This is a genomic window from Burkholderia sp. BCC1985 (assembly GCF_905339915.1).
Classification (GTDB): Bacteria; Pseudomonadota; Gammaproteobacteria; order Burkholderiales; family Burkholderiaceae; genus Burkholderia.
The window spans coordinates 143,808-156,467 of sequence record NZ_CAJPGY010000007.1; the positions used below are offsets into that span (position 1 = coordinate 143,808).

General features: G+C 68.1%; 12 protein-coding genes. 2 read left to right on the forward strand and 10 right to left on the reverse strand.

Annotated elements, in window-relative coordinates; translation table 11 throughout:
- Positions 1–40: 40 nt before the first annotated feature.
- The 10 genes from rbsK to U4Z31_RS09245 all read right to left on the reverse strand — a co-directional run bounded on the left by rbsK (position 41) and on the right by U4Z31_RS09245 (position 11,374).
- Entirely contained in the window at positions 41–970 is a 930-nt protein-coding gene (rbsK, locus tag U4Z31_RS09200; protein WP_321810038.1) for a ribokinase, read from the reverse strand.
- The gene (locus tag U4Z31_RS09205) at positions 967–1,998 is read right to left on the reverse strand and encodes a LacI family DNA-binding transcriptional regulator (RefSeq protein WP_044843601.1); all 1,032 of its coding nucleotides are present in this window, start codon (positions 1,996–1,998) and stop codon (positions 967–969) included. Before U4Z31_RS09205 ends, rbsK begins: the two co-directional genes overlap by 4 nt.
- 35 nt (positions 1,999–2,033) lie before the next feature.
- Complete coding sequence (locus U4Z31_RS09210) at positions 2,034–3,053, reverse strand: ABC transporter permease (protein ID WP_321810039.1); 1,020 nt, start codon at positions 3,051–3,053, stop codon at positions 2,034–2,036.
- Entirely contained in the window at positions 3,050–4,663 is a 1,614-nt protein-coding gene (locus U4Z31_RS09215) for a sugar ABC transporter ATP-binding protein (RefSeq protein ID WP_321810040.1), read from the reverse strand. The genes U4Z31_RS09210 and U4Z31_RS09215 overlap by 4 nt, the downstream gene beginning before the upstream one ends.
- A gap of 145 nt (positions 4,664–4,808) precedes the next feature.
- Positions 4,809–5,759 carry a sugar ABC transporter substrate-binding protein gene (locus U4Z31_RS09220; RefSeq protein ID WP_321810041.1) on the reverse strand — a complete coding sequence of 317 codons (951 nt, stop codon included), beginning with the start codon at positions 5,757–5,759 and terminating at the stop codon, positions 4,809–4,811.
- A gap of 520 nt (positions 5,760–6,279) precedes the next feature.
- A complete protein-coding gene (locus tag U4Z31_RS09225; protein ID WP_044843605.1) occupies positions 6,280–7,206 on the reverse strand; it encodes a CysB family HTH-type transcriptional regulator in 927 nt (308 codons plus the stop codon).
- Positions 7,207–7,286: 80 nt separating this feature from the next.
- On the reverse strand, positions 7,287–8,345 hold the full coding sequence (locus tag U4Z31_RS09230; RefSeq protein WP_044843606.1) for a sulfate/molybdate ABC transporter ATP-binding protein: 1,059 nt from the start codon (positions 8,343–8,345) through the stop codon (positions 7,287–7,289).
- A gap of 13 nt (positions 8,346–8,358) precedes the next feature.
- A complete protein-coding gene (gene cysW / locus U4Z31_RS09235) occupies positions 8,359–9,306 on the reverse strand; it encodes a sulfate ABC transporter permease subunit CysW (RefSeq protein ID WP_044843607.1) in 948 nt (315 codons plus the stop codon).
- On the reverse strand, positions 9,303–10,202 hold the full coding sequence (gene cysT, locus U4Z31_RS09240; RefSeq protein WP_044843608.1) for a sulfate ABC transporter permease subunit CysT: 900 nt from the start codon (positions 10,200–10,202) through the stop codon (positions 9,303–9,305). Before cysT ends, cysW begins: the two co-directional genes overlap by 4 nt.
- A gap of 134 nt (positions 10,203–10,336) precedes the next feature.
- Complete coding sequence (locus U4Z31_RS09245) at positions 10,337–11,374, reverse strand: sulfate ABC transporter substrate-binding protein (RefSeq protein WP_321810042.1); 1,038 nt, start codon at positions 11,372–11,374, stop codon at positions 10,337–10,339.
- A gap of 264 nt (positions 11,375–11,638) precedes the next feature.
- Here U4Z31_RS09245 and lexA point away from each other — a divergent pair, with 264 nt between their 5' ends.
- Both lexA and U4Z31_RS09255 read left to right on the forward strand, forming a co-directional pair.
- Positions 11,639–12,286: a transcriptional repressor LexA gene (lexA, locus tag U4Z31_RS09250; protein WP_006754655.1), complete on the forward strand. Its 648-nt coding sequence runs from the start codon at positions 11,639–11,641 to the stop codon at positions 12,284–12,286.
- 26 nt (positions 12,287–12,312) lie between these two features.
- On the forward strand, positions 12,313–12,651 hold the full coding sequence (locus U4Z31_RS09255; protein ID WP_044843610.1) for a hypothetical protein: 339 nt from the start codon (positions 12,313–12,315) through the stop codon (positions 12,649–12,651).
- Positions 12,652–12,660: the final 9 nt, after the last annotated feature.

Below are 12,660 nucleotides of genomic sequence, written 5' to 3' on the forward strand. Positions count from 1 at the left end.
CCTGTTGTCGCACGCGCCGGCCGGCATGCGCGATCCAGCCCTATTCGGCCAGTTCGGCGAGCGTGGGAATCGACGGCTGCGCGCCTGCGCGCGTGACCGACAGCGCCGCCGCGCGTTGCGCGAAGCGGATCGCGGCATCGACGTCCGCGCCGGCCGCGAGCCGTGCGGCGAAACCGCCGATGAAGGTGTCGCCCGCCGCGGTCGTGTCGACCGCCTTGACGACGGGGGCCGGATAGTGGCGCGCCGCGCCGTCGTCCGTCAGCGCGAACACGCCGCGCGCGCCGAGCGTGATCAGCACATTGCGCGCGCCGGCTGCCCGCAACGCACGCGCCGCGGCTTCCGCCTCGGCCGGATTGCGCACCGGCAGCCCGGTCAGCGCGGCCGCCTCGACTTCGTTCGGAATCAGGTAATCGACCAGCGGCAGCCAGCCGTCCGGCAGCGGCGCGACGGCAGGCGCCGGATTGAGCACCACGGTGCGGCCGAGCCGCCGCCCGGCCGACAGCGCGGCGAACACGGCGTCCGGCGGCGTCTCGAGCTGGCAGATCAGCACGTCGGTCGCGGCCAGCGCCGCCTCGTGCCGCGCCACCGTATCCGTCGTGACTTCGCCGTTGCCGCCCGCGACGATCACGATCGTGTTCTGGCTGGCGTCGTCGACGACGATCAAGGCGACGCCGGTCGACGCCGTCTTGCTCGTCGCGAGCCGCGAGCAGTCGATGCCTTCGGTCTCGAGGCCGGCCCGCAGCGCGGTGCCGTGCGCATCCGCGCCGACGCAGCCGATCATCGCGACCTGCGCGCCGAGCCGTGCGGCCGCGACGGCCTGGTTGCCGCCCTTGCCCCCCGCGGCCTGCGCATACGCGTGACCGGCGAGCGTTTCGCCCGGCAACGGCAGCCGCGACGCCCGTACGACGAGATCCATGTTGAGGCTGCCGACCACCGTCACGCGGCCGGCGCCTGCCGCACGCGCCGTCATGGGCGAGCACCAGGCGCGGCCGGCTCGCGGTAGACCGCCGTCGATTCGCGCAGCACCAGGCGCGGCGACACGACGCGGCGACGGCTCGGCGCGGCCGTCGAGCCGCCGCCGATCCGCTCGATCAGCGTCTGCGCGGCCATTTCGCCGAGGGCGCGCACCGACTGGCCGACCGTCGACAGCGCCGGATAGGTATAACGGGAGAATTCGATGTCGTCGAAGCCGATGATCGAGCAGTCGTCCGGCACGCGCATGCCGCGCTCGGCCGCCGCGCGCAGCGCACCGACGCCCATCAGGTCGTTGCCCGCGAAAATCGCGCTCGGGTGCACCGACTCGAACAGCCGCGATGCCGCGTGATAGCCGCCCAGGCACGAAAAATCGCTTTCCGCGATCGCGCCCGGCACGATGTCGATCCCGCGCTCGGCCATCGCGCGGATGAAGCCGTGCACGCGCATCGCGCTGACGGCCGTGTCGGTCGGCCCGGTGATGCAGCCGATCTTCGCGTGCCCGAGTTCGAGCAGATGACGCGTCGCCAGGTAGGCGCCGCGTTCGTGGTCGATCTGCACGAGATCGGCCGCGAGCCCCTCGATGTTGCGGTCGACGACGACGAGCGGCGCATGCGCGTCGGCGAGCGTCTGTGCGAGCACCGCGTCCTCGCCGGCCGACGCGACGATCAGCCCGTCGATGCGCTTTTCCTGCAGCACGCGCAGGTAGTTGCGCTGCTTCACGGGATCGTCGTCCGAGTTGCAGAAGAACACGCAATAGCCGTTGGCCGCGCACTGGTCCTCGATGCCGCGCGCAAGCTCCGCGAAGTACGGATTCGTGCTGTTCGGCACGACGAGGCCGATGGTCGCCGTCGAGCGCGCCTTCAGCGAGCGCGCCACGGCCGACGGCACGTAGTTCAGCTCGCGGATCGCGCCTTCGACCTTCGCACGCACATCCGCGGACACCGGCCGCGAATTGTTCACCACGTGCGAGACGGTCGTAAACGACACGCCCGCCATGGCCGCCACATCCTTGATCGTCGCCATTTCCCGTTTCTCTCTGGTCTGCTTTCTGTGTAGTTTTACCGGGCGCGCGCGCGCCGGCTGCGATACGTATCGAGCACGACCGCCACCACGATCACCGCCCCGGTGATGATCCGTTTGGTCGGCTCGTTCGCGCCGATCTGCGCCAGCCCCGCGGCCAGCACGGAAATGATCAACACGCCGAAGAACGTGCTGATCACCGAGCCGCGCCCGCCCATCAGGCTCGTGCCGCCGATCACGACGGCTGCGATCACCTGCAGTTCGAGGCCCACGCCCGCGTTCGGGTCGGCGGCCTCGAGCCGCGAGATCTGGAACAACGACGCGAGCCCCGCGAGCGCGCCCATCAGTGCGAATACGAGGATTTTATACGGCCGCGGGTTAACCCCGGCAAGCCGGACGGCTTCTTCATTCGTGCCGATACCGACAAGATAGCGCCCGAACACGGTGCGCGTGAGCACGAACTGCGCCGCGATCATCACCGCGACCGCGATCAGGAACGCCGGCGAGATGCCGAGCGCGATCGGGTTCGACAGGAAATCGAACGCGTCGCCGATGTAGGCCGTGCGCGAATTCGTCAGCTGGTACGCGACACCGCGCGCGGCCTCGAGCACGCCGAGCGACACGATGAACGACGGAATCCGCCAGCCCACCGTGATCGCGCCCGTCAGCGAGCCGGTCACGGTCGCGACCGCGATCCCGATCAGCGCGGCGGGCAGCGGCCCCCAATGCCATTTCAGCGCGGCCACGCTGACCATCGACGCGGCCAGCGCGAGCACCGAGCCGACCGACAGGTCGATGCCGGCGATGATCAGCACGAACGTCATCCCGACCGACATCACGACGAGATCGGGGATCTGGTTCGCGATCGTGCTGAACGTATCGTAGGTCAGGAAATGCGAGCTGAGCGTCGAGAACAGCACGATCATCGCGGCGAGCGCGCCGGCGAGCCCGAGATAGTTCGACACGCCGAGCCGCGTGCCGGACAGCGTGCGCGCGCGGCGCCCGGTCACGTCCTGCTGCGCGCCGGCGTCGCTCGGGGATACGGGAGGCTGGGTCATTGCTGTCGTCCTGTCGTCGAAGAGGCGGAAGCCGCGCGCGGCGCGCTTTCCGCATCCGGATGGCGTGCGCCGTCCGGCAGCGCTGCGCGGCCGAAGCCGGCGAACGCCGCGGCCAGCAGCGCATCCTGGGTCCAGTTGCCGCGTTCGAACACGGCGGTCATGCGGCCGGCCGACATCACGCCGATCCGGTCGCAGATCAGCATCAGCTCGCGCAGGTCGCTCGAGACGACCACCAGCGCACGGCCCTCGCGCGCGAGCGCGCCCATCAGCGTGTAGATCTCGAATTTGGCGCCGACGTCGATCCCGCGGGTCGGCTCGTCGAACAGCAGCACGCCCATGTCGCGCGCGAGCCAGCGGCCGATCACGACCTTCTGCTGGTTGCCGCCCGACAGTTCGCCGACCGCCTGCGCGGCGCCGTGGGTGCGGATCCGCAGCGCGTCGATCTGCTGCTCGGCGAGCGCCGTCTCGCGCGTCGTATCGACGATGCCGCCGCGCGCGAGCCGGTCGAGCTGGCCGAGCGACACGTTCGACGTGACCGACTGCGACAGCAGCAGCCCTTCGCCCTTGCGGTCCTCGGTGATCAGCGCGATGCCGTGCTTCACCGCGTCGACGGGCGAGCCGATGCGCGCCGGCTTCAGCGGATCGCCGACCGCGATCATCCCGGCGTCCGGCGTGTCCGCACCGTAGATCAGCCGCAGCAATTCGGTGCGCCCGGCACCGATCAGCCCCGAGATGCCGAAGATTTCGCCCGAGCGCACTTCGAGCGACACGTCCTGCACGGCCGTGCCGCGCGTCATGCCCGACACGACGAGGCGCGGCGCGCCGATGCGGCGCGCGCCGAGGTCGATGTGCTCGCCGACCTCGCGCCCGACCATCAGCGTGACGAGCCCGTCGGACGTCGTCGCGGCCATGTCGCCGACGTGCACGAGCCGGCCGTCGCGCAGCACCGCGACACGCTCGGCGACCCGCGCGAGTTCCTCGAGCCGGTGCGAGATGTAGACGATCGCCACGCCGCGCGCCTTCAGCCGGTCGATCTGCTCGAACAGCAGTTCGACCTCGCGCGCGGTCAGCATCGCGGTCGGTTCGTCGAGGATCAGCACACGGCAGTCGCCGATCAGGTTGCGCGCGATCTCGACCATCTGCTGGTGGCCGATGCCGAGCGCACCGACCGGCGTATCGGGATCGACCGCGTCGAGCCCGACCTGCGCCATCGCGGCACGCGCATCGTCGCGCAGCCGCGCGCGATCGATGATGCCGAAGCGCCGCGGCAGACGGTTCAGGAACAGGTTCTCGGCGACCGTCAGCGTCGGCAGCAGGTTCAGCTCCTGCATCACCATGCGCACGCCGAGCGCCTCGGCCTGCGTGCGGCTCGCCGGCGCGTAGGCCTGGCCGCCGAGTTGCATCGTGCCGGCGGTCGGGTCGACGAGCCCGCCGATGATCTTCGACAGCGTGCTCTTGCCGGCGCCGTTCTCGCCCGTCAGCGCGAGCGCTTCACCCGGCACGAGCGTCAACGTGACGTCGGCGAGCACCGGTTCGGCGTAGGTCTTGCCCACACCGGAGACGGACAGCACGGGAACGGCTGAACGGGAGGGTTGGAAGGTCGGTTCCATCGCGATCCTGGTTGCGGCCGCGCGCACGCGGCGCGCGGGTGTGACGCTCACAAGTGCATGTGCATGCAGTGGCCGTGATCGCGCTCACTCCGTATAACGGCCGCCGGGCCCGATTCTTGAGGCCGGCGGCTGCGACGGGGCGGCGTTACTTCGTCACGAGATCCACCGGCGTCTCGACCACGCCGGACATGTCTGCCTGCTTGCGATGCTCGGCGATCGCCTTGAGCGCCGTGTCGATGCCGAACACGGCCTGCTTCGCCGCGTACTGGTCGGCGGTCGCGAGCACGCGGCCGTCCTTCAGCATCGGCCTGATCGCGTTGATGTTGTCGTAGCCGACCACGAACACCTTGCCCTGCTTGCCCGCCGCGCGCACGGCCGACACGGCGCCGATCGCCATGTTGTCGTTGCCGCACAGCAACGCACGCAGGTTCGGGTATTCGTTGAGCATCGCGGACGCGACCGCATTGCCCTTGTCGATCTCCCATTCGCCCGACTGCACCGACACGACCTTCATCCCGCCCGCCTTCATCGCGTCCTCGAAGCCGGCGGTGCGCTGCTGCGCGTTGGTCGTCGTCGACACGCCCTCGAGGATGCCGACCTGGTCGCCCGCCTTCAGCCGCTTCGCGAGGTAGTCGCCGATCTTGCGCGCGCCCTTGCGGTTGTCGGGGCCGACGAACGGCACGTTCAGGTTCTTCGACTTCAGTACTTCCGGGTCGAGCCGGTTGTCGATGTTCACGACGGTGATGCCCGCGTCGACCGCCTTCTTCACGACCGGCACGAGCGCCTTCGAATCGGCTGGGGCGAGCACGATCGCATCGACCTTCGACACGATCATCTGCTCGACGATGCGGATCTGGTTCGCGGTGTCGGTCTCGTCCTTGATGCCGTTCGTGATCAGGTCGAACTGGCCGGCGTTGTGCTTCTGGTATTCCTTCGCGCCGTTTTCCATCGTCAGGAAGAACTCGTTGGCGAGCGACTTCATCACGAGCGCGACCTTCGGCTTGGCCGCAGCCTGCGCATGGACGGCCGGTGCGGCAGCGACCGCGACGGCGGCAAGCGCGGCGGTCAGGAAGCGACGGCGAAAGAGGACATTCATACACATCTCCTGGCGACTGGCCCGACGGGCCAGATTATTGTTTGACTGTTGTTTTAATGTGAGCAAACGTTTGCGCTACACTTCCCGGGCATTGGCCATCGTTGCTGCTTGTCGGTACCACGGAATGGAAGCGAGGCAGACGGCCGACTGCCTGGCGCGTGCTGTCGTCGACGCGCCACCGCCGGCGGGACGCCGGCGGAGTGGAAGCTATGCTGTACCGTTTCGGATCGACGCGCAACCCGTCTGATCAATATTTAAGGGTTTATTCGGAGCGCGCGGTTGCACGTGCCGATTGCGGCGCGTTACATGATCGAAGCGAGGCACGCGCATGCGCCCTCTTGTTTTTCTGTTGACCTGCGATTGGTTGACGGCCGCCGCTCACGGCAACCCGGCTCGTGAGCGACAGCTTCGATCGAAGGACCGACGCGTCGGCACGCCCTGAGATGGCGGATGCAGCATCGGCGCCCGATGCAACGCGTCCGAAGGGCGCCTGCCGCGCCCCCGGAACATCGTCCGGCCGTCAGACCGCTTCGCGCAGCAGCCCGGCGATTTCCGCTTCGTTAAGATGCGGCGCGAACATCTCGATCAGCCGGTACGCATACGCGCGCAGGAATGCGCCCTTGCGCAATCCGACCCGCGTCGTGCTCGCCTCGAACAGGTGCTGCGTGTCGAGCGCGACGAGCCCGGTGTCGCGCTGCGGATCGAACGCCATCGCCGCGACGACGCCGATCCCCATGCCGAGCTCGACGTAGGTCTTGATCACGTCCGCGTCGATTGCAGTCAGCACGACGTCGGGCACGGCGCCGGCCTGCGCGAATGCCTGGTCGATGTGCGAGCGGCCCGTGAAGTCCTGGTCGTACGTGATGATCGGGTACTCGGCGATTTCGTCGAGCGTCAGGTTCTCGCGGCCGACGAGCGGATGCCCCTTCGGCACGACGACCGTGTGATGCCACGAATAGCACGGGAACGTGACGATGTCCGGATAGCGATCGAGCGCCTCGGTCGAGATGCCGAGATCGGCTTCGCCGTTCAGGATCATCTGCGCGATCTGCTGCGGGCTGCCCTGGCGCAGCGCGAGATGCACCTTCGGAAACACCTCGGTGAACTGGCGGATCACCTTCGGCAGCGCGTAGCGCGCCTGCGTGTGGGTCGTCGCGACGACGAGGTGGCCGCTGTCCTGGTCCGCGAACTGGCGCGCGACACGGCGCAGGTTTTCCGCATCCAGCAGCATCCGCTCGATCAGCTGGTGCACGGCCTTGCCGGGCTCCGTGAGCCCCGTGAGCCGCTTGCCGCGCCGGATGAAGATATCGACGCCCAGTTCATCCTCGAGATCCTTGATCTGCTTCGACACGCCCGACTGCGACGTGTACAGCACGTTCGCGACTTCCGTCAGGTTCATGTTCTGGCGCACGGCCTCGCGCACGAAACGCAATTGCTGAAAATTCATGGGTATGCCTCTTAGGCTGTCGTTGTTCGAATGTCGATTCGGAGCGGTATCCGCCCTCTTCTCTTTACCGCGGCCGGGCGTCAGTGCGCGGGAAACACGCGGACCGCGCGCGGCACGGCCGTCGCGCCGTCGCCGACCTGCAGCGCGAGCGCACGCCACGCGTCGCGATCGAGTTCCGCTTCGAGTGCGCCGCCCGTGCGCGCCTCGAGTTCGACCCGCACCGAGCCGCCGAGCGGGATCACGCGGCGCACGTCGACCGCGATGCCGTCGCGATGGTCGTCGCCGGCCGGCCACAGCTGCAGGTCGTGCGGCCGCACGTATGCGTTCGCGGGGCCCGCGAAATCGGCGTCGACCGCGATCGGCGCGGCCGCCCCCTCGGCCACGAAGCCGCGCCCGGCGACCGTGCCCGGCAACCGGTTCGCCGCACCGAGGAATTCGTAGACGAACGCGCTTTGCGGATGATCGTAGACGTCCTGCGGGCTGCCGACCTGCTCCACATGACCGCGGTTCAGCACGACGATCCGGTCGGCCACTTCCAGCGCCTCCTCCTGGTCGTGCGTGACGAAGATCGTCGAGATGTGCAGGTCGTCGTGCAGGCGCCGCAGCCAGCCGCGCAGTTCCTTGCGCACCTTCGCGTCGAGCGCGCCGAACGGCTCGTCGAGCAGCAGCACCTTCGGCTCGACCGCGAGCGCGCGGGCCAGCGCGATCCGCTGGCGCTGGCCGCCCGACAGCTCGGACGGGTAGCGCTGCGCGAGCCAGTCGAGCTGCACGAGCTTCAGCAGTTCGTGCACTTTCTCGCGGATCACGGCTTCCGACGGCCGCTCGCGGCGCGGCTTCACGCGCAGCCCGAACGCGACGTTCTCGAACACGGTCATGTGGCGGAACAGCGCGTAATGCTGGAACACGAAACCGACCTGGCGCTCGCGCGCGCCGACCGACGCGACGTCGAGCCCTTGCAGCACGACCTGGCCGGCGTCCGCGTGCTCGAGGCCCGCGATCACGCGCAGCAGCGTGGTCTTGCCGCAACCGGACGGCCCGAGCAGGGCGACGAGCTCGCCCGGCGGAAAGTCGAGCGACACGTTGTCGAGCGCGGTGAAATCGCCGAAGCGCTTCTGAAGGTGACGGACGGTGATACCCATTCTGGTTGCCTCTTTACGATTTCGACGAAATGGCGGCGGCGGGGCCGGCATGAGCGGGAACGTCATCGCGTGCGCCGGCCAGTTCGGCGGCGAGGTGACGCTCGGCGAGCAGCTTCAGCGCGAGCGTGACGAGCGCGAGCAGCGCCAGCACCGACGCCACCGCGAACGCCGCCGCGAAGTTGTATTCGTTGTACAGGATCTCGACGTGCAGCGGCATCGTGTCGGTCACGCCGCGGATGTGGCCGGACACGACCGACACCGCGCCGAACTCGCCCATCGCGCGCGCATTGCACAGGATCACGCCGTACAGCAGGCCCCACTTCACGTTCGGCAGCGTCACGCGCCGGAAGATCTGCCAGCCCGATGCGCCCAGCACGCGCGCGGCCTCCTCCTCGTCGGTGCCCTGCGCCTGCATCAGCGGGATCAGTTCACGCGCGACGAACGGGAACGTGACGAAGATCGTCGCGAGCACGATGCCCGGCACCGCGAAGATGATCTGCACGTCGTGGCCCTGCAGCCACGGTCCGAGCCAGCCCTGCGCACCGAACAGCAGCACGTAGACGAGGCCCGAGATCACCGGCGACACGGAGAACGGCAGGTCGATCAGCGTCGTCAGCAACGCCTTGCCGCGGAATTCGAACTTCGCGATCGCCCACGACGCGCACACGCCGAACACGAGGTTCAGCGGCACCGCGATCACGGCGACGGTCAGCGTCAGCTTGATCGCCGACCATGCGTCGGGATCCGCGAGCGATTCGAGATAGAAGCCGACGCCCTTGCGCAGCGCCTCGAAGAACACCGCGGCGAGCGGCACGACGAGGAAGAACGCGAGAAACGCCAGCGCGACGCCGATCAGCAGCCAGCGCACGGCGCGCGGCTCGCTGACGGGATCCGGTTGTTTCGCGGCGCGCACGCGCGCGGCGGACGGGTTGTTCAGCACGGCGGTGGACTCCTGGCTCATTGCTGGCCTCCGGCGGCAGTCGCGGCAACGGTGACGGTCGCGGGCGCGGGGCCGCTCGCGCCCTTGCTCGTGCGGCGCTGCAGATACCACTGCAGCGTGTTGATGAGCAGCAGCATCAGGAACGACACGACCAGCATCACGACCGCCAGCGCGGTCGCGCCCGCGTAGTCGTACTGCTCGAGCTTCGTGATGATCAGCAGCGACGTGATCTCGGATTTCATCGGCACGTTACCGGCGATGAAGATCACCGACCCGTACTCGCCGAGCGCGCGCGCGAACGCCAGCGCGAAGCCGGTGAGCAGCGCGGGCAGCACGGCCGGCAGCACGACGCGGCGGAACGTCAGCCAGCGCGTTGCGCCGAGGCACGCGGCGGCCTCTTCCTGCTCGCGCTCGAAATCCTCGAGCACCGGCTGCACGGTGCGCACGACGAACGGCAGCCCGATGAAGGTCAGCGCCACCAGCACGCCGACCGGCGTGAACGCGATCTTGATGCCGAACGGCGCGAGATACTGGCCCACCCAGCCGTTGGTCGCGTAGACGGCGGCAAGCGAGATGCCGGCGACCGACGTCGGCAGCGCGAACGGCAGGTCGACGATCGCGTCGACGAGCCGCTTGAACGGGAACGTGTAGCGCACCAGCACCCACGCGACGAGAAAGCCGAACACGGCATTGATCACCGCACCGCCGAGCGCGGAGGCAAACGTCAGCCGGTACGACGCGAGTACGCGCGGCGACGCGACGGCGGTGACGAACTGGTCCCACGACAGCGTCGCGGTCTTCAGGAACGTGGCGGCGAGCGGGATCAGCACCACGAGGCTCAAATAGGCCACCGTGATGCCGAGCGTCACGCCGAAACCGGGCAGCGCGCTCGGCTTGCGAAAGGTGTACGTCGTCATCGGATGCTCTTGCTGGGTCGTTGCTGCTCACGGGTCCGACGCAAACGCCGGCGCGGGGAGTCGCGCCGGCGGGCCGTCGGGGATGCGGCGCGCTGTCGTGGCGCGCCGCTGTCGTTGTGGTTTGCTGCCTGGCGTTACTGCGGCTTGTAGATCGAGTCGAACACGCCGCCGTCCGCGAAATGCGTCTTCTGCGCATTCGTCCAGCCGCCGAACGTGTCGTCGACCGTGTACAGCTTCAGCTTCGGAAACTGCTTCGTCAGGTCCGCCGGCACGTTCTTCGAACGCGGACGGTAGTAGTTGCGTGCCGCGATTTCCTGGCCCTGCGGGCTGTACAGGAAATTCAGGTAGGCCTCGGCCAGCTTGCGCGTGCCCTTCTTGTCGACCACCTTGTCGACCACGGCAACGGGCGGCTCGGCCAGGATGCTCACCGACGGCACGACGATCTCGAACTTGTCGGTGCCGAATTCCTTGACCGACAGGAACGCCTCGTTCTCCCACGCGATCAGCACGTCGCCGATCCCGCGCTGCACGAAGCTCGTCGTCGCACCGCGCGCGCCCGAGTCGAGCACGCCCGCGTTCTTGTAGAGCTTCGTCACGAATTCCTTCGCGCTCTGCTCGTTGCCGCCCGGCTTGTGGACCGCGTATGACCATGCGGCCAGGTAGTTCCAGCGCGCCCCACCCGACGTCTTCGGGTTCGGCGTGACGATCGAGATGCCCGGCTTGGTCAGGTCATCCCAGTCCTTGATCCCTTTCGGGTTGCCCTTGCGCACCAGGAACACGATCGTCGACGTGTACGGCGATGCGTTGTCGGGCAGGCGCTTCTGCCAGTCCTTGTTGACGAGCCCCTTGTTGGCGATCGCGTCGATGTCGTAGGCGAGCGCCAGCGTCACGACGTCGGCCTGCAGGCCGTCGAGCACCGAGCGCGCCTGCGCGCCCGAGCCGCCGTGCGACTGCTTGAAGTTGACCGTCTCGCCCGTCTGCGCCTTCCACGCCTTGCCGAACGCCTGGTTGAAGTCCTGGTACAACTCGCGCGTCGGGTCGTAGGACACGTTCAGGAACGTCGTATCGGCCTGGGCGTGCGTCGCGACGCCCAGCGCCGCCGCCGCGCCCAGCGCGAGTGTTGCGATCAGGCGGCCCACTCCGCCCACCAGCCCCGTATTGCGCTTCGCCATCCTTGGTTCTCCAGTGTTGTCGGTATTGCGATGTCGGGCCAGTCTAGCGAACGGGTTACATGATTAAAAATAATCGTTCCTTATTTTTTAATACTCAAAAGTGCTAACGCAGACGGGATGGACGGTTGAGGCAGATGAACCGGCGTCCGGGCGTCGCGAAATCACGTCGGAACCGGCGCGATCACGTCGAACCTCAAGTAACACTTGAAATTCGCGAAGTACTGTATAAAAATACAGCTCACTGTCTATCCATACAGTTCAGCCATGACCAAACTCACCGCCCGTCAGCAGCAAGTGTTCGACTTGATCCGTCGCGCGATCGAGCGCTCCGGTTTCCCGCCCACGCGCGCCGAGATCGCGGCAGAGCTGGGCTTCAGCTCGCCGAATGCGGCCGAGGAACACCTCCGTGCGCTGGCGCGCAAAGGGGTGATCGAGCTGGCCGCCGGCGCGTCGCGCGGCATCCGCCTGCTCGGCATTGACGACGCCCCCCATCAGTTCACGCTGCCGCATGCCGGCCTGATGCAACTGTCGCTGCCGCTCGTCGGCCGGGTGGCGGCCGGTAGCCCGATCCTCGCGCAGGAGCACATCTCGCAGCATTACGCGTGCGATCCCGCGCTGTTCACCAGCAAGCCCGACTACCTGCTGAAGGTGCGCGGCCTGTCGATGCGCGACGCCGGCATTCTCGACGGCGACCTCCTCGCCGTGCAGAAGCGCACGGAAGCGAAGGACGGCCAGATCATCGTCGCGCGGCTTGGCGACGACGTCACGGTCAAGCGCCTGATGCGCCGGCCAGGCGGCCTCGAGCTGATCGCGGAGAACCCGGATTACGAAAACATCTTCGTCAAGGCCGGCAGCGCGGAATTCGCGCTGGAAGGCATCGCCGTCGGGCTGATCCGCTCGGGCGAACTCTGACAATCGGTCTCGCTGAGGAGAACATCATGGAACGCCTTTCCCGTTTGCTGCCTTTCCGTCAATTCGGTCGCCTGCGTCACCTGCGCGGCCGCACGCCCTGCGCGCCGCTGTCCGCCGCGGCGCCCGTGGTGAGCCAAGAAGTCGCAGTTGAACGGCAGGCGTCGCTGCTGCCCTCAGCGCTTCCCGCCTTCGCACGGGTCTCGCTGAACGCCGGCCTGCACCACGCGGAACCGGCGCGCCGTGCGCCCGTGCGCGTTTATCACGGCCGGTCGCGCCTGATCATGGTCGGGACGATCGATGCCGTGTGCCGGATGATCGATCGCTGCATCGACGAGGAACGATCGGCCACGCACGGCGGTCTCTGATTGCGGAAC